The sequence below is a fragment of the Legionella sp. MW5194 genome, from assembly GCF_016864235.1.
GTDB lineage: Bacteria > Pseudomonadota > Gammaproteobacteria > Legionellales > Legionellaceae > Legionella_C.
Map to the genome: position 1 here is coordinate 1297630 of NZ_CP045732.1, position 16466 is coordinate 1314095.

Below are 16466 nucleotides of genomic sequence, written 5' to 3' on the forward strand. Positions count from 1 at the left end.
CGGTTCTCATTGACAATAAATTGAACATAAGGTAGTCTATGCGCACGTGTTAAAAGGGGTGTTTTAAATGAATGTCGCTGTTCGTTTGATTGGTAGTGTGCTGTTGCTGGGTGTAAGCCTGACCGTAAGTGCCCAAATTCCTGAGTGTCAAAAAGGCCACTGCCTGGCTGTTGTCGATGCGGGTAGCACCGGATCGCGTGTCCACATATACGCCTACGAATTAGATCATACCAATACCCCGATTAACATCAGCGAAAAGTGGAGCAAAAAAATCAAACCGGGTTTTGCCACACTGGACGCCAATCAAGCCACCATTGATAGCTATTTAAGCAGTTTGTTCTCCGGCGCTCCGGAATCGTCACTGCCGGTTTATTTTTATTCCACTGCCGGCATGCGTTTATTACCCCAACCTAAGCAGCAGCAATTGTATGGGTACCTGCAAAACTGGTTTGGACAGCAATCACAATGGCAGTTGCAAAGTGCTAAAACCATTACCGGCAATGAGGAAGGACTTTACGGGTGGTTAGCGGTAAATTACCAACTGGGTAATTTTAAAAATACGGCTCAAAACACCGTGGGCGTGATGGACATGGGCGGCGCTTCGGTTCAGATAACGTTTCCTGTCCATGGCAAGGGAAATATCGCACCCATGGATTTACAGGAGTTTACCCTGTACGGCCAACATTATTCACTCTTTGTGCACAGCTTTCTTGGATTGGGGCAAACTGAAGTATCGCATCAGTTTCTCGATTCCAGCAGTTGTTTCATCACCAATTACGAATTACCGGACGGCATTCCCGCTCAAGGTGATGCCTACGCCTGCGAGGGCGAAGTGGCACCGTTGTTAAACAGTGTCCACCACGTCAATGAGGTCGTACAGCCTGCGTTGTCCGCCAATCCGGTGAAAGAATGGTATGGTCTCGGTGGGGTTGTGGAGTTGGCAAAAAGCAAACCGTTTGTCTTTAACACCAATGAATTCAACAATCAGAGTCTGATTGCGCAAGCCAACAGCGATTTCTGCCAACAGCAGTGGTCAACCATTAATTCCCAATACCCCAATAACGAATACGTTTATGGCTATTGTCTGTTCCCGGCTTATTATTATGCGCTGATGGTGGATGGTTACGGTTTACAACCCGAGCAACCCATTCATTACCTAAGCGTCGACCAAAGTGGCGACTGGACACTGGGCGTCGTCTTACACCAAAAAGCGTAAACACAGCCCTCAGGGAAGAGGATAAATCCATCATCGATATTGCGCCAATCGCAAGCCAAAGATATACTTTCCCCCACTGCCGTTGTAGCTCAGTCGGTAGAGCAATTGATTCGTAATCAAAAGGTCCGCAGTTCGATTCTGCGCAGCGGCATAGTAAAATCAATGAGTTACATGTTGAATTATGAAAATTAAATAATTTTGGTACCGTTTTTGGTACCAGTTTTGAAATGTAATTAATTGACATTAATTGATATCAAAGTATTCTCTAAATCTTATTATGACCTCTGCAGTAATTCATTAGGCTATAAATGCATTTGATTTAAATAAGAACAAAATAAGATATAAATGATCATTATGTGAGTTTATATAGATCATAGTGTAAAAATACACTCCTTAATTTGATTGTTTTGGTAAAATAATAAAACTATAATCCGAATCTGTAATTCAAGGATATTAATAAGGAGATGTTATGAACGTATATTATTCTAATAGAATTGATACCGATGAAGATAAGGATGAGTATATGCCTTGGTAAACAAAGGAGATGTTAGCATCTCCTTTGATAGTTTTATATTGATATGAAATTAGTTTTCAATAATGAGGTTCTGGCGGTCATTGATGACTTTCTAGAGCAACCGTCTTTTGAAAAAATTTGGAATTTTATTCAAACTGAAAAATTCAAATTTGTTCACTCTTCCAAATGGGTAATTGCTTTTAGTCTCGAGGATGGATCTCCTTTATGGGGCAACGTTACTATTTCTCATCCTAGACCTGAGGCTTGCACTACAGAGCAAGTTTATCCTACAAACTCAACCATTGATTTATTTATACAAGAATTAATCGCAAGCTCTTCTGAATATCATCATTTAATTGGTTTCAGGGATAGAGATTGGGATTTTTTCTATGCTAGACCCTATCTATATCCTAGAGGATCGGGTCTTTCTTGGCATACAGATGGTAAGTACAAAATTTCAGGTGCTTATGTGTATTACTGCCATCCAATTTGGGATATCAATTGGGGGGCTGAATTACTGATAAATCCCACCATACAACTTGATTTTGATTATCCAGAAGTGACATTAATTAACGATAAGAAGAAAAAGGTTGGCTATCATCTGAATAGTGCTGAATTGAATAAGTATGCTGATGATGGTGTTGGATATTATATCGTCCCTAAACCAAATAGGTTGGTAATTTTTAAAAATAACATCCTTCATTGTATAAAAAAGTAGAGAATGCAGCAGGAAATCATGTAAGAGCATCGATTACAGGATTTTTATGAGTAATGAAAAAATACATGAAACAAAAGAGGCAGAAAAAGAACATTCAATCTAAAAATTATTTGATTAGTTTAGTCAGACGAAATTATAAAAGCATCTGTTTTAATATGGTTGGACATTATGAAATGAATCTAGTGCACGAAATCAGACCCGCTCAAGCTCAAGAAAAAGTAAATTTTGTTATTTTGATCCCCAATTCTGATGAAGTAGAATTATCTAACTTTATACTGAGAGAAGAGGATATTCCCTATAATGAACAACCAGGCCATTATCAATTTAAAAAATGGTCTTCTTGGTGCTCGGCTCATTTTTCCTCTTATTACTACCATATTAAGTATAAAAATGCTCTCTTAAGATGTAAGCAATTTTTGTACGACTTTGGACCTTTATCAACATTAGATCATGCGGCTTTATACGATCATTGGGTTTGGAAAATGAAACCCCACGTATTAAATCAGGAAAATGTTTGTTGGATTGGCTATGACTATTCAAAATCAAAAACGATAAGTTTTTTATCTTATGGGACTAATATTGAACTTCGTCTGATTGAAGGAAGTTTGAGGGATGAAGAGTTTGTAGAACTTTGTAAATTTTTTTCCCCACTCTCATCATCAACAGAAATCTTAAAAAAGAGTTTTTTTGAATTGTCCTATTGGTCACGTTATCGCAACTGCCTAGAAAACGCTTGCATTAATAGAAATGAATATAAGCCTCCATCAAGTATATGGAATTTAAGATGGCCATTACATAATATCCTTAAAGATATCAAAGCGGAGCTCAATATAAAGTATATAAATCAACTTAACTTAGATTTTAATCTGGATAGTCAAATTATTTATGGTGATGGAAATCAAATAGAAGAGGTTCAACTTGTTCTGTTTCCTAAGAATGGAAAGAAAAACCAGATTGCATGGTTTCGTGTTTTTAATAAAGCCTCTTTTCCAATAAAGAAACCCTCTCTTTCCAGGTTGCCTAATATGAACTCATTTAGTGGCTATAGTAATTTTAATTTAACAGTCCTAAATCCCAAGAGTGGTTTGATTTCAAGCAATATATACATTGCTAGTTTTAGTAATAGTTATGGACCACATGATGCTCTTTGGTGGGATGATGAAAATGCTTATTTACTACAGATTAGCTCAAGTGCTAATAACTCTATTGAGTATTTTAAAGGAATTTTTGCCACCTTATGAGGCACAGAAATGATATCAATCCAGGCGCAACGGATAAATCGTCAAATTGATTTACTAGATCTTACAATTAAATATGACGCTCACCTGATGGTCTAATATGATACTGTATTATCTAAATTGCCCAAGTAATCAATCCAGGATTTAATCGTTTGTACTCTTCTTGGTGGAGTTGTACCAGATAGTTGTACATAATTTTGTAGCACATCACAGATTGATTGTTTATCTGGCATGATTTTACCTTTATCCAAGTAGGATGTGCCTATTTCATTAAAAACGGGTTTTGAAAGGATTGCACTACAAAGAAGGTAGTTCCTTTTGGTTGTTGGATAATTTACAAACTCATTTCCTTTAGAAGTCAAATTCCAACATCCATTATCTTTTTTATATATAAATCCTAAATATGATGCTGCATTCGTATAATAATCGGCTTGTCTTGGATCTATTTGCCAAAATTTAGCGATAGATTGTTTAGAATTGTATCCCCATGATATTAAATCAATTGTATCTATCACTTTAGTTATGTCATCTGCTTGTGGAAAGGGAATGTTTGGCTCCTGTAACTCTTTTTTTGTTGACTCTAATATTTGTAGTAAATTGAATTTAAGAGGGTTTTCGTCAAAAGAGAATCGTTCATATTTAATAGGACTAATTGAAGAATAAACGTAGAAGTCATCAAACGTATATTCTGATATTGATATTGTGTTATTGGCATAGTTAATTAATATAGGGATTACTTCTTTGGAAATATTTTCTTCATGCCACATACGATATGGATAATAGAGTTGACGAATAAGAAAATCATTGATCTGCCCCATCTTGAGTCTGTCCGGAATTCTGTGTAACTAGCCGTCCTGTTATCCGGTAACTCTATCGCCGAATTCGATCATGAAGCGATTCATAGCTGGTTTCCAGTTATGAATCGGCATGGTCCACTTTTGAGAAATTCGTTCAATTGCCAAATAGAGCAATTTAAAAACGGCTTCATCAGAAGGAAACATGCGTTTGTTTTTTATTACTTTCCGTAAGGTCATATTCAATGACTCAATCGCATTGGTGGTATAAATCGCCCGTCGAATATCCGCCGGATAATCAAACAAAGGAATGACCCGTTCCCAATCCCTGCGCCAGGAGATGCTGATAGACGGATACTGGTCATCCCATTTGGCAGAGAAAGCATCCAGTGCCATTTCAGCCTCAATGAGCGTATTTGCACTGTAGATGCTTTTAAATCAGCGGCAAGTATTTTGCGGTCTTTCCAGCTCACATAAGACAGGGATTGGCGGATTTTATGGACAATACAAAGCTGAACTTTGGCGTAAGGGTAGACCGTTTCGATGGCTTCCGGGAAACCAGTCAAGCCGTCAACACAGGCAATAAATATCTCATCCAGACCTCTGTTTTTAAATCAGTCAGCACATTAAGCCAGAATTTTGCGCCCTCATTTTGACTAATCCACATGCCAAGTAGTTCTTTATGTCCTTGGGTATTTACACCCAGTGCCAAATACACGGCTTTATTGGTAATGCCTTTATCCGTCTTTACCTTGACCACCAGACAATCCAGATAAACAATGGGAAAGCAGCTATCCAGAGGCCTTGATTGCCAGGCTCGCACATCAGCCAAAACAGCATCTGTAACATTGGAAATTAACGTTGGGGAAATGGTAGTCCCATAAATTTCTTCCAGCTCTGACTGGATATCACGGGTGCTTAATCCACGAGAATAAAAGGAAATAATTTTCTCATCAAGACCGTCAAAGCGAGTGGCATGCTTGGGAATGAGTTGCGGCTCGAACGAGCCCGCGCGGTCCCGAGGTACGGCAATTTCCATTTCACCTTCACTGACATGAATTTTCTTTTGCTGTAACCGTTTCGAGAATTATCTTTGCGTGATTCACCTTTATCATGCTTTTCATAGCCCAGATGTGCAGTAAGCTCGCCGGCTAGAGCAGCTTCCAATCCTCGTCTTTTTAATTGTTTGAAAAACTCGGTGAAATCTTCAGGTGTTTTGCAATTTCTGGCTATCTCTTTTGCCAATTCATCTATATCTTCAGTCATAGTTGTTCTCATCATATTTGTCAGCACTATCCAGTGCCGACAGATTATATGCTATGACTAATTACACAAAATTATTTACAGATCCCCCATCTTGGCTTCAATTAAATATATTTCTTGCCCTTCATAGCCAGCATCAATTTCAACTTGGACTCCATCTACACTTAATTGGCGAAAGTTGTTTCTGAAATAAAAATCAAAAGGTTTTGTTCTAAGTCTTCCTCTTATTGTCAGTTTTAATGAGTCATCCTCTAAAAATCGTGATAAAAGGCCGCTGGCAAATGCTAAATCAATTACTTGAGATTCGGATCGGGGATTAATGGGGAGTGTTTCAAGCCGCTTCCCAGGCATAGAAACATAATTAATATTATAATTTGTATTAGGAAAAGATTGATACCCATCTCCACTAATTAAAGCCCACTCACCATTTTTTATGGGAAGAATTGTTAAGTGTTTATCTTTAAATATTTGAGGACGACAGTCTTTATTATCAAATTTACACATAAGCCTTGGCTCGCGCTTACCAAATTTTTTAATTTCTTCTGCTGATATGAAAGCAATATCTTCATTTGCAATCCGTTCATTAAGTTGCAATGAAGTGAATAGGCTATTCCAGGCATTATTTGTTTGACTTTCAGCCATAAATTTTTCCTCTATCCATAGGCAGCGGTGGCTTTTTTTAGTCTTTGCTCCGTTATATAAACTGCATTTGATTTAATGTCTGTGCCAATAAATTTTCTTCCATTTATAAGTGCCGCTTCGGCAACACTTCCAGAACCCATGAATGGATCTGCAACTATATCGCCTATAGAGGAGCTTTGGTGTATTAGTATTTCATTGAGTGCTACGGGTTTCTCAGTGGGGTAGCCATTAATAATTCTTTTGCATGTGAGAATATCTGGAATTGAAAGATTATTAAGTTTTCGTTTCCCTTTTTCAAAAAAAAGGATATTTTCATATTTTGAACGATAATGATATCCCATACCTATGTTCACTTTATCCCATATGATTGGCTTCCAAAATTTAAATCCAACTTTTTCAGCTATTGGTTTTATGTAAAACATAGTTTCATTATCACAAAATAAATAAAAATGAGAGTTTGGTCTAAGTATTCTGTATATTTCCTTAATTACCATAGCTAATTGTTTATTTTTAATGACTGGAAACCATTCATTGCTTGATGAATTGCTATTTTTAAGCCTTGTAGTTGTTCCAATAGCCCTGTGCTTTTCAAGAGACTCATAAGGCGGGTCAGATATAACTAAGTCAATTGATTCATTTTCTATAGTTTTTAACCATAAATAAGCATCATTATTATCCAATTTATACATAATATTTTCCATTAATATCATCCATATTAGCTACTTCATACTAGACATACATCCATCCCAATCTCTTTCTCTGATCTCTCCAGTTTGATAAAACTGTTTGACAAATTTGATGTAATTCTTAAAGTCAAAGTTTTCCTCTACTAATCGATTAATATTATTCCAATCGACTTGGCTTTTTTCTTTAGCAGGAATCATTATTTGGCTTTCAAGAGGAGTATCAGTATCTAGCCGTATAAATCCTACTCCATGTAGGCTAGATAGCATTCTAAGTTCTATTAGTGTAGCTGCTCCTTCTATTTCACCTGCAACCAAATAAGCGAAATTTGCCCATGATGAATTGCTAACTGCTTGAAAAAATACTTCGCGGATATTTGATCTATTTACAAGGGGTGTGACCTCGCATTAATGTGAGAGTGTATTAGAAACAGGGGCTTAGTTGTGTATTTTAAAACCACATTACTCTTTTATTTTCCAATTTATTTGCGTATAATATTTTCCTAAATTAATCTGAATGAATAGAAATAAGGCGAAAATATGGAATCCAAATTCGAGAATTTTAATGACTTACCAGAAGAACTTAAAATTGAAACCGCTCAAAACTTATCAAACCGTGAATTAGTAAATCTTTCTATAACATCAAAATATCATTTGAATTTGTTTCAACCTCTGATTGATGTTCGTAAGTTATTGCATCATGTGACACGCGGGGAACATGATGCGGTTAAAGCGATGTTAAAGAAGGACATGAGTTTAATTTTTAAAAGGGGCATCGTTACGGATTGTTCTGGGCGAGAATTTGAGAGCATCAGCGCTTTTGAATATGCGCTGTGGGCCCTGGATAAACATATGTGGGCAGCAATGATTGCGTGCATTCCTCAGAATGGAGAAGGCAGAAAGGTATTCGAAAGATTGATTGCTCAATACAACAAAGTGAACACAGACGGAGTCACTTATAAGCTTAATGGGAAAACAATCACTGAACATCATTTTGATTTCAATAATACCATCATCAAAGAGCTGCAAACACAAGTGGACTCAATAAACGCGCCAGGGGTTAAAAATTGGGATGCCATTGATAAACAATGGAGAGAAGGTGCAGGTAGTGCCGAAAATCTTTTTCCTATGCATGTTGTCTATGAGTACTGCTCTGATGAACCTTTTTATCCTGTGCCGAAATTTACCTCGCAGCCTAAATCATCAAAGCAGTTTTATAATTGGATAACTGAAAAGGATGAAAATTGGTTTAGTGTTGATTCTAAGTTGTCGGTTGATTTTGCAATATATAAGGGGCGGGCCGTGCCGCATTTCCGTCGCGCGTGGGCGCCGCGCGGTTGGGACGGCGGGATGGGGGCGGCGGCCGCCTTGATCGATTTGGATGCCATGACGGCATTATGTAAAGTAAGAACAAAGGATTTTATCGATCTCAAATCGCAACTTGAAGACCAGATGGCGCTAAATAATCATCACCAAGTGTCTCAGATTTGACCGAATTGACATCATATCGGTGAAGGAGCTCGGCGGCGTAAGCCGCCACATGCTCATGAGTCCAAAAACCATAAAAGCAAGTCCTGGTATAACCAGTGTGCTGCTGTTCTCACCCACCACAGACACCATCGATGCAAGTAACTGATGATGCGCCGGGGAGAAACCCCATCTTTGACCATCCATTTTACTTGCTCGCGCGCTTTGCGCAATGTTCTTGCATGAGGAACAATGTGTGTTTGCAAAAGAGGCTGCTTTTCGGGTTGCCAAATTGTCTCTACCCCCCCCCCAGTTTGGATTGGTTTTGCTCAACTAGCTCCGTGTTAGAAACATTTACAACAGCCTGTGTCATTGTGATGTTATCCAAAGGTTGCGTCTTTGGATATTGGATGCCTAAAAAATGGAAGCCCTTATCAATTGACCCAATACGCGTTTTTTTCCCGGACAAGCGCAGGCGCCTTTCCTGTAATACCTGCATTAGACGCTGTTTACAGCGATTAAGACTGCGCTTGGTTTGGCACAAAATGAGAATATCATCCTGATACCGAAAGTAAGCCACATCCATTTCATTGAATGCGTCATCGAGTGGTTTTAAATAAATGCCACTAAAAAATTGGGATAAAGGTCCGCGTAACGCAATGCCTTTATCTGGATTTTTATAGCCTCTTGGTGTTTCAATTGGATTGACTATAATGCGTTCCAACATCAAATTCAGTTTAGGATCATCGTAATGCGCCCGAATATCCTTGACTAATTGATGATGTGATATGGATTTGTAATACGATTTAATATCCGCGCGAATAAGGTACTTTGGCCTCTGCTCTTCCAGAACTTTTTTTACTTGCTCCGTTGCATACTTTACCCCGCTTGGACCATGAAGGTGATAACAATTAGGGTTCATGACAAAAGGAAATGTGGGTTTTAATTGGTGGAGCAAAACATGTTGCAGAATACGGTCGGAAAGATGGAGTTGGTCAATCATTTCGTCTGGAAAATAACAACGCTTAAGAAATCGTGGTGTATAACTGCCATCGATAAGGGCATGAACTCCTTCAACTAACCAATCATCTAATTCTCGTGCTAAAAAATGAATGTCATGGTTATGGTGGGCTTGATGTTTTTGTTTATGGATCTTGGCAAACAGTTTCCGGCCTATATCCAGCATTGAAGTCAGATCCCAGCGTTTCATACTTTATTTCTATCCTTGCATCATCCAGGAATCCATTTCTGTTTTTATTCATGGAACACCCAATAACGAGCACTCTAACTTGACTGCCAAATCAGGTGTTATATCATCATCATTTTAAAACGGATTTGTAGTAATTGATATGGCTGAAGTGATTGCTGTAAATGGTGATGAATTAGTGTTACAAGTACGGGTTAAACTTGATGGTTCCATGCTGAATATGGAGGAGGCCATTCAATCCGCAGTTAATGAAGTGGGAAGTCTCGCAACAGCAGAGGCATTAAAGCGGTTTGATACAACTGGGGCACCTATTCAAATAGGTCATGTTCGGATGACGAGCAAGGGGAAAGTCCGAAAATGTTATGAGACACCTTATGGTGCTGTTCATTTGGAGCGTTACGTTTATCAAACCTCATCTGGAGGAAAAACCTACTGTCCTCTAGATGAACGAGCACGAACTATCATTAGCTCAACGCCACGATTTGCCAAACAAATTTCAAGTAAATACGCACAACTCAGTGCACAAGAAGTCCTGGATGATTTTAAAACCAATCATGGCCGTCCAGTAGCCCGTTCTTTTCTACAAAATATTGTGGATGTGGTGGGCTCAATTGCTCAAGCTGTGGAAGTAGACTGGATGTATGAAACGCCTAAACTTGATGACGTCGTTAGCACGGTATCTGTGAGCCTTGATGGCACTTGTGTGCTCATGGTCAATGAAGGGTGGCGAGAAGCCATGACAGGAACAATTACTTTGTACAACAACACTGGAGAACGGTTGCATACTATTTATTTAGGGGCAGCCCCAGAATATGGCAAGGCGAACTTTTTGGAGCGTCTTGAGCGAGAGGTGTACCGCATTAAATTACAATACCCTAACGCAACCTATGTGGGTATTGCTGATGGTGCAAAAGTCAATTGGGATTTTCTAGAGCGCCATACCCAATACAAAGTGCTTGATTTTTTTCATGCAACTGAATATCTTGCAGCTGCTTCTCATGCCATGTACCCAATCGATACATCAGCACGGAAACTTTGGCTTGACTTAGCATGTCACCGATTGAAGCATGAACCTCAAGCAGCCTCCCAATTGCTTGATGAAATGAACAACATGCTACCCAATAGACAAAAACAGGGGCTTGTTGACAAACTAAAAAGTGCGATTACCTATTTTAAAAATCAAAGGCAACGCATGGATTATAACTTTTATCAAATGAACAATTTGCCCATTGGCTCTGGGGTTACCGAAGCGGCTTGCAAGACTCTAATTAAACAGCGCCTCTGCCAATCAGGGATGAAGTGGAAAAATCAGGGTATTTCAATGGTTCTTCATTTAAGAGCATTGATATCAACCAAAGGTCGTTGGGAACAATTTTGGGAGCGTATTAATCAAGCAGGTTTAATCGGTCTGGCAGAAATTTGCTAGTTATTTATAAGAAACAAAACAGTACATTAATTCGAGGTCATACCCTTTACAAGGAGTTTTACTTCAAAGGACCAGAGTTTTGTTTTTTTATCGGAATAATGTTGAACACAATCTTTTACTTCTCTATCCCAATTGTGACTTAAGTCTTCAAGTCCCACTAAGTCTGGATATAACCATTTATTTCCTCCAGGACCATGTTTATTTTGTGATTTTTTTTCATCAATCCTCTTACTATATATCTTCAGTTCTGACCATAAGAATTCAGATAGCATAGGATATAGATCACCTTCTTTAATGCGCCTGAATTCTGAAGTAGCGAGGCCTCTATTTTCTGACTCAACAGATTCAATTTCATCAACATCGGTTTGCTCAGAGAAATAGTATTTTCTTGGACGGCTTTCTGTTGTTTTTATTATTAACTGTTTTTCAAGATTGGGTCTTTTTGAACTAATTTCCTTGACTATTTGTTGTATCACCGCATCATTGGTATCCAAGGGAATTAAAGTGGCTTTTGATCTCTCCTGCTTTTTTTTACATTCATCCGGATAATTTATAAATATCCATTCGGCTATTTCTCTAGCCGTAAATTTTCTTCCTGAGTTATTTCTCAAGAAATTAATAATAGTTTGAGTCAAATTTAGTGACATTGTAATAATTCCCTTTAATATCTTTAAAGCATAGTATTTATTAGAAATAATACAAAAAAGCCCCTTAATAGGGGCTTAGTTTGTAAAGACATATGTATTTGCATTTAGTTCGATTGAACAATAGTCACTGATAAAAAGATCACGAGCAAAAGCCTCGTAATCAAAATAACAGCTCAAACTATCAGGCAATTGATGGGCATAACAGTCATCAAATAACTGCCTGGCAAAATCAACTTCTGAATCATAACAACCTAGGAAATGATCCTCCAACATAGTTTGTGCATCATCTATCGAATAATCACATAGTAGGGCTAGCCCTAATTCTCCGTGTTCTTGAATAAATGAGACATACTCCACAATATTGCTTATTCCTTCATATTCATGAATTTTGATGCTGCCGAATCCTTCATAATCATGTATGGCGTATTCTTCAGCATTGGGTTCAGGGCTGTTATCCAGCATTTCCCAGATTTCTTTCATGATGTCATCTTCACTTTGAGTAGCATCTATCCAAACACCATGCAGGATGGCGTTATTGTACGATGCTAAACAGGCAACGTAGATTGAAGGGGTGTCCATTGGATTATCTCCTTATGTGAATGGAGCAATCCCACACGGGAGCTTGCTCCCGTGGTTGGGTTTGATTAAAACGGAATTTCTTCTGAATCCGGTTGCAACATTTCACGCATTTGAGCCATATGCTGTTCTGGGGTTTTGCTGGATTCATCAGTTGATTTTGGTGGACTGAGAAGCTGAATGTGGCTAACAACGATGCTTAAGGCTTGACGAGCTTTGCCTTCATTGTCAGTCCATTGATTGGACCGCAATTTACCTTCAAGGTAGACATGCGAACCTTTCTTTAAATATTCAGCAACTTTAGTCAGCTTTCCAAAAAGTACCAGCTGATGCCATTCCACTTTGATCTGCCATTCATCATTCTGTTTGAATGACTCATTAGTAGCCAAAGTGGCGGTGACAAAAGATTGTCCGTCTTTTCCGGCGATGCTTTTAGGATCAGCACCGAGATTACCGATTAATTGAACGCGATTTAAAGATGCAGTCATTGTATTCTCCTGTTATTTTTTTAATGTGAGTCGCATAACAGAAAAACATCCGCATAGGCAGGTGGTTTTCTGTTATGCGGATAAGACTTTAATTACTTCAATTAACAAGCGATTCGTTGAGTATCAAACTGTTTGACAAACGAAATCAGAGATTCCAATTTATGCAAACTTAACTCTGCCTGCTGAATGTCATGGGTGTTAATTTGAAGTCGGTGTCGGCTTAAATCATTGACACAACAATTCAGCTCAAAGAGTAAATGCTCAATATCAAGTTGTACTGGTTCCTGTTGTTGCATGGTATCTCCTTGGTAGGGAGGATTAGCCCCAAAGGGACTGTTTATCCCAATTGGGTTATGCAAAAAGATCACCGAAACATCGGTTGATTTACCTGGTTATTAATGATGATGTGCTTAAAGCACTCCTCGGGCGTAAAGCCGTAAAACATCTCCTGATAGGGTTTCCCTGCTAAACGCTTTGCCATGAATTAGGGAACAAGATGGCATATCACAAGACCTGGTGGTTGTCTGGTAAGTCCCATTCGTTACCGAATGAGACTCCCATAAGAACCGTGCATGCAAGTTTCCTAGCACACGGCTCAAGCCTTCAATAAGGCCGTCTCAAACGACCCGAGCTTTTCTGTATTATTCCTTGGGCTTAGTAAATTCCACCAACATAACCACCATTTTGGCTTCCCTGTCTGTTTCTTCTTGTTCTTTTCAAGGGAAGAAATGCGCTTATCAAAGTAATCATGATAGGCGGGATCAAATGGTGTGGCCTGAGCCCTAATTTTTATATGTCGTCTTATTGGAATTCTACTTGTCAGCGCTATCTCGAGAGGAAAGATGAATCCATCTTTCTTTCTGATATTAGCGAAGAATATCCAGTCTCGACGCTTATCGCGACGAAAATACTTGGCTTTGATCCACCTTATACCCTTATTCGGGTGTCGTCTTTTGGACCATCGCCAAAGTGCCTTGAAGATTTCATGCTCCACTTTAGAAAAGGTTCTTTTAGAGCAAACATGGGCGTAGTAATTAGCCCAGCCTCGGATCTTTTTATTCAGTATTTGAATTAGGATTTCCGTCTTGGCAGTTTTGTTGCTCTTGATTGTTTTTCGGATATCATCAAGAAAACTTTTGACGCTGCTTTTAGCAGGTCGAATAAGTAACTTGTTATCATACTTTCGTATGTTCATACCGAGAAAATCAAAACCTTCCCGGATGTGGGTGATTTTGGTTTTTTCCTGCGATAAAGTTAGACCACGTTTTTGTAAGAACTCCTCCACAACGGGTTTGATTTTATTTTCCAATATTTCTTGAGAGACGCCTGTTATGATAAAGTCATCTGCATAAGTACAAACATGCACTTTATCACTGTGTTTGGTTACCGCTTTGACAGCTTTTTCCAAGCCACTTAAAGTTACCGTCAATAGCATTGGTGAAATAATTCCCCCTTGGGGTGTACCCATATTTGTGGCGTTTAGTATCCCTTTATCGACATAACCGGCAGCAAGCCATTTCCTTAGAATCTCAGTGTCCATAGGTACATTTTCCAGTAGCCATGAATGAGAGATTGTGTCAAAGCAGGCGCGAATATCCCCCTCTAAGATATAATGTGCTGAGCTTCTTTGAGCTAGCGTTATAAAGCATTGCTCAATAGCATCGGCGGTTGATCTTAGAGGCCTGAAGCCATAGGCGTTCTTATCTGCCATACATTCCGCAATGGGTTCCAGTGCAAGTGCATGTAGTGCTTGCATGGCGCGACATTGCATAGTCGGAATTGATAACGGACGGAATTTTCCTTTCTGCTTTTTAGGAATATAGATTCGCTTAAGCGGTTTGGTTTGATAACCGCGACGCTTAAGTGATAATGCTGCTTTCATCTTCTGACGTGATGTATTCCATCGAATATTGTCTACCCCTGGAGTTTTAGCCCCGCGATTTTGAACAACACGTTTAACAGCAAGAAGCTTTGAGTTAAACGAGTGAGTTAGAATCCATTGCAGGGCTTTTGCCTTGCCATGTTTTCCTTCTCGAAAAGCCTTTGCGATACGCATTTGCAGTCGACGTACTTCGGCCACAACTTTTCGCCAGTTGATGGTATCCCAGTTGCGTTCTTGCGTTGAAGGCGCACCAGCTGATGGTATTGCTATCACCGCCGTCATTTGCATTTCCTTCATAAGATCGATTCTCCAAACTTTCTCGCAATTGAAGACCAGTTAGACGTGGGCTCACTTTCGTGCTCGGTAACGTTTAAACTGATATCCATGCCATTACAGCACAGCATTCGCTTTTTCTAACCTCCCAAACTCACATAACTATCGGTTCATCTTACGATTAACTTTCCTCTTGATTGCGAGGGGTTATATGAGGTTTCCACGTTCCGTAGAAGAAGGTGCACTGGTTTAGGTGCCTGCTATAGACCGGTTGGCGTAATGATTACGAGGGAAGATGACGAAGCTTACCCTACCAAACCAACAGTACCTTTTGGTCCAAGTGTTTCAGTTATCTTTCACTTGTTGCGAAACTTACGATCCTAATGCAGATTCACATATGTTCACCATGCCAGCTGCCTAGCACTTACCCGGTTGATAACTACCAGGAGAATACATTTCTTGCGATTTGCATCCCGGATGTAATATCCTTTATTACATTGTCAGATCAGCTCTTTATTCATGATCTTAGGCTCATCCAGTAATATGGAAGGTCTCCTACCAAGGTGGAGACAACCTTCTTCGACAGCTTCGTGTCGCACTCGTCAGAATTGCACTGACTCATCAGTTGTGTTGCTTTCAGATTATCAAGCCAGTATTAGAAATCAAGATTTTTTTCTTGTTGATATTAAATGAACGCAAATGAATTTATTATGCTCTTTTTATGCGATAAGGAATGTGTTTCGATAGTCTGTGATTCATTGGCAGGATGTTGTCTTCATCAACTCTTACAATGATTACCAAATCGTTGTCTTAAATATGCCTGATGCTCAACATCAGTTTCTTGTGTTAATGCCAGGCGTAAATACTCTAATCTCCCAACACAAAACTGAACACGATTTAAACTTAAGACCCCATCGGAGTATTGCTCGATTGCAGAAATTAATTCTTCTATATAAAAAACATTATGAGGTTTGGCACTTTTAAACACGGCTTCCCCACTAAAAACCACGATATTATGGATATACTGTGGTTCTATGAAATCAAAGGTCTTTTGAATGGCTTTAACGTGTTTATAATTCTGATGGATGGGATTTTGAAAGCTGAATTTATCGTAATAGAGCGATTGAGACCAGCTCCTTGAGTTGGCTTTAGCGAATATCCATCCCTTGTAATGCTTTGTTTCTATAACGAATATGCCTTTTGTTGTAATTAGAATATGATCGATTTGAGTTGTGGAACCATCCTCTAAACGTAAAGTAATATTGCTTAGAACATGAGCGTCTTTGTTTTGGCAATACTTTGCTAAAGCGTGCCTGACTCTAGCTTCACCGCAATTTTCAGCTGCCCGTTTACGATATCGTCCGGCAATATAACCAAATACTATACCTAGAAAAATTAATGAGACTAAACTAAAGATTTCAAGATCAACCAT

15 protein-coding genes, 1 tRNA gene and 2 pseudogenes are annotated in these 16466 nt (G+C 38.9%); 6 read left to right on the forward strand and 12 right to left on the reverse strand.

The features are described from left to right. Positions 1-67: 67 nt before the first annotated feature. The 4 genes and pseudogenes from GH742_RS06100 (at position 68) to GH742_RS06115 (ending at position 3689) form a co-directional block, all read left to right on the forward strand. Positions 68-1216, forward strand: coding sequence for a multidrug DMT transporter permease (locus GH742_RS06100; protein WP_203456557.1), 1149 nt, complete (start codon positions 68-70; stop codon positions 1214-1216). Between the two features lie 78 nt (positions 1217-1294). Beyond that, positions 1295-1367, forward strand: a tRNA-Thr gene (locus GH742_RS06105). Between the two features lie 427 nt (positions 1368-1794). Beyond that, positions 1795-2551 (forward strand): annotated as a pseudogene (locus tag GH742_RS06110) (2OG-Fe(II) oxygenase). A 70-nt stretch (positions 2552-2621) separates the two neighbouring features. Then, entirely contained in the window at positions 2622-3689 is a 1068-nt protein-coding gene (locus GH742_RS06115; RefSeq protein WP_203456871.1) for a hypothetical protein, read from the forward strand. Positions 3690-3781: 92 nt separating this feature from the next. Here the strand turns inward: GH742_RS06115 and GH742_RS06120 are convergent, their stop codons facing one another. From GH742_RS06120 to GH742_RS06140, 5 genes and pseudogenes are all read right to left on the reverse strand, one after another. Continuing rightward, positions 3782-4504: a hypothetical protein gene (locus tag GH742_RS06120; RefSeq protein ID WP_203456558.1), complete on the reverse strand. Its 723-nt coding sequence runs from the start codon at positions 4502-4504 to the stop codon at positions 3782-3784. A gap of 39 nt (positions 4505-4543) precedes the next feature. Beyond that, a pseudogene (locus tag GH742_RS06125) lies at positions 4544-5758 on the reverse strand (IS256 family transposase). Positions 5759-5821: 63 nt separating this feature from the next. Beyond that, entirely contained in the window at positions 5822-6385 is a 564-nt protein-coding gene (locus GH742_RS06130) for a hypothetical protein (RefSeq protein WP_203456559.1), read from the reverse strand. Positions 6386-6396: 11 nt separating this feature from the next. Next, a complete protein-coding gene (locus tag GH742_RS06135; RefSeq protein ID WP_239005298.1) occupies positions 6397-7086 on the reverse strand; it encodes a site-specific DNA-methyltransferase in 690 nt (229 codons plus the stop codon). Between the two features lie 18 nt (positions 7087-7104). After that, the gene (locus GH742_RS06140; protein WP_203456561.1) at positions 7105-7386 is read right to left on the reverse strand and encodes a hypothetical protein; all 282 of its coding nucleotides are present in this window, start codon (positions 7384-7386) and stop codon (positions 7105-7107) included. Between the two features lie 222 nt (positions 7387-7608). On the opposite strand from GH742_RS06140, the gene GH742_RS06145 reads away from it, so the two are divergent. Continuing rightward, on the forward strand, positions 7609-8559 hold the full coding sequence (locus tag GH742_RS06145) for an F-box protein (RefSeq protein WP_203456562.1): 951 nt from the start codon (positions 7609-7611) through the stop codon (positions 8557-8559). A gap of 274 nt (positions 8560-8833) precedes the next feature. On the opposite strand, the gene GH742_RS06150 is transcribed toward GH742_RS06145, so the two are convergent. Next, on the reverse strand, positions 8834-9745 hold the full coding sequence (locus tag GH742_RS06150) for a reverse transcriptase/maturase family protein (protein ID WP_203456563.1): 912 nt from the start codon (positions 9743-9745) through the stop codon (positions 8834-8836). Positions 9746-9884: 139 nt separating this feature from the next. Here GH742_RS06150 and GH742_RS06155 point away from each other — a divergent pair, with 139 nt between their 5' ends. Then, on the forward strand, positions 9885-11168 hold the full coding sequence (locus GH742_RS06155) for an ISKra4 family transposase (protein WP_203456564.1): 1284 nt from the start codon (positions 9885-9887) through the stop codon (positions 11166-11168). A 26-nt stretch (positions 11169-11194) separates the two neighbouring features. Here the strand turns inward: GH742_RS06155 and GH742_RS06160 are convergent, their stop codons facing one another. The 6 genes from GH742_RS06160 to GH742_RS06185 all read right to left on the reverse strand — a co-directional run bounded on the left by GH742_RS06160 (position 11195) and on the right by GH742_RS06185 (position 16466). After that, positions 11195-11815, reverse strand: coding sequence for a hypothetical protein (locus tag GH742_RS06160; RefSeq protein WP_203456565.1), 621 nt, complete (start codon positions 11813-11815; stop codon positions 11195-11197). Between the two features lie 75 nt (positions 11816-11890). Continuing rightward, the gene (locus GH742_RS06165; protein WP_203456566.1) at positions 11891-12394 is read right to left on the reverse strand and encodes an antirestriction protein ArdA; all 504 of its coding nucleotides are present in this window, start codon (positions 12392-12394) and stop codon (positions 11891-11893) included. A 65-nt stretch (positions 12395-12459) separates the two neighbouring features. After that, positions 12460-12879, reverse strand: coding sequence for a single-stranded DNA-binding protein (locus GH742_RS06170; RefSeq protein WP_203456567.1), 420 nt, complete (start codon positions 12877-12879; stop codon positions 12460-12462). A gap of 101 nt (positions 12880-12980) precedes the next feature. Further along, a complete protein-coding gene (locus GH742_RS06175; protein WP_203456568.1) occupies positions 12981-13175 on the reverse strand; it encodes a hypothetical protein in 195 nt (64 codons plus the stop codon). A gap of 299 nt (positions 13176-13474) precedes the next feature. Continuing rightward, positions 13475-15043, reverse strand: coding sequence for a group II intron reverse transcriptase/maturase (ltrA, locus tag GH742_RS06180; protein ID WP_203456569.1), 1569 nt, complete (start codon positions 15041-15043; stop codon positions 13475-13477). Between the two features lie 769 nt (positions 15044-15812). Next, a complete protein-coding gene (locus tag GH742_RS06185) occupies positions 15813-16466 on the reverse strand; it encodes a nuclease-related domain-containing protein (protein WP_203456570.1) in 654 nt (217 codons plus the stop codon).

Coding starts and splice junctions, on each gene's coding strand:
- GH742_RS06120 (WP_203456558.1), bottom strand. CDS start 4,504: ATGGGGCAGATCAATGATTTTCTTATTCGTCAACTCTATTATCCATAT.
- GH742_RS06145 (WP_203456562.1), top strand. CDS start 7,609: ATGGAATCCAAATTCGAGAATTTTAATGACTTACCAGAAGAACTTAAA.
- GH742_RS06175 (WP_203456568.1), bottom strand. CDS start 13,175: ATGCAACAACAGGAACCAGTACAACTTGATATTGAGCATTTACTCTTT.
- GH742_RS06165 (WP_203456566.1), bottom strand. CDS start 12,394: ATGGACACCCCTTCAATCTACGTTGCCTGTTTAGCATCGTACAATAAC.
- GH742_RS06170 (WP_203456567.1), bottom strand. CDS start 12,879: ATGACTGCATCTTTAAATCGCGTTCAATTAATCGGTAATCTCGGTGCT.
- ltrA (WP_203456569.1), bottom strand. CDS start 15,043: ATGACGGCGGTGATAGCAATACCATCAGCTGGTGCGCCTTCAACGCAA.
- GH742_RS06130 (WP_203456559.1), bottom strand. CDS start 6,385: ATGGCTGAAAGTCAAACAAATAATGCCTGGAATAGCCTATTCACTTCA.
- GH742_RS06100 (WP_203456557.1), top strand. CDS start 68: ATGAATGTCGCTGTTCGTTTGATTGGTAGTGTGCTGTTGCTGGGTGTA.
- GH742_RS06185 (WP_203456570.1), bottom strand. CDS start 16,466: ATGGTTGATCTTGAAATCTTTAGTTTAGTCTCATTAATTTTTCTAGGT.
- GH742_RS06155 (WP_203456564.1), top strand. CDS start 9,885: ATGGCTGAAGTGATTGCTGTAAATGGTGATGAATTAGTGTTACAAGTA.
- GH742_RS06150 (WP_203456563.1), bottom strand. CDS start 9,745: ATGAAACGCTGGGATCTGACTTCAATGCTGGATATAGGCCGGAAACTG.
- GH742_RS06135 (WP_239005298.1), bottom strand. CDS start 7,086: ATGGAAAATATTATGTATAAATTGGATAATAATGATGCTTATTTATGG.
- GH742_RS06115 (WP_203456871.1), top strand. CDS start 2,622: ATGAATCTAGTGCACGAAATCAGACCCGCTCAAGCTCAAGAAAAAGTA.
- GH742_RS06160 (WP_203456565.1), bottom strand. CDS start 11,815: ATGTCACTAAATTTGACTCAAACTATTATTAATTTCTTGAGAAATAAC.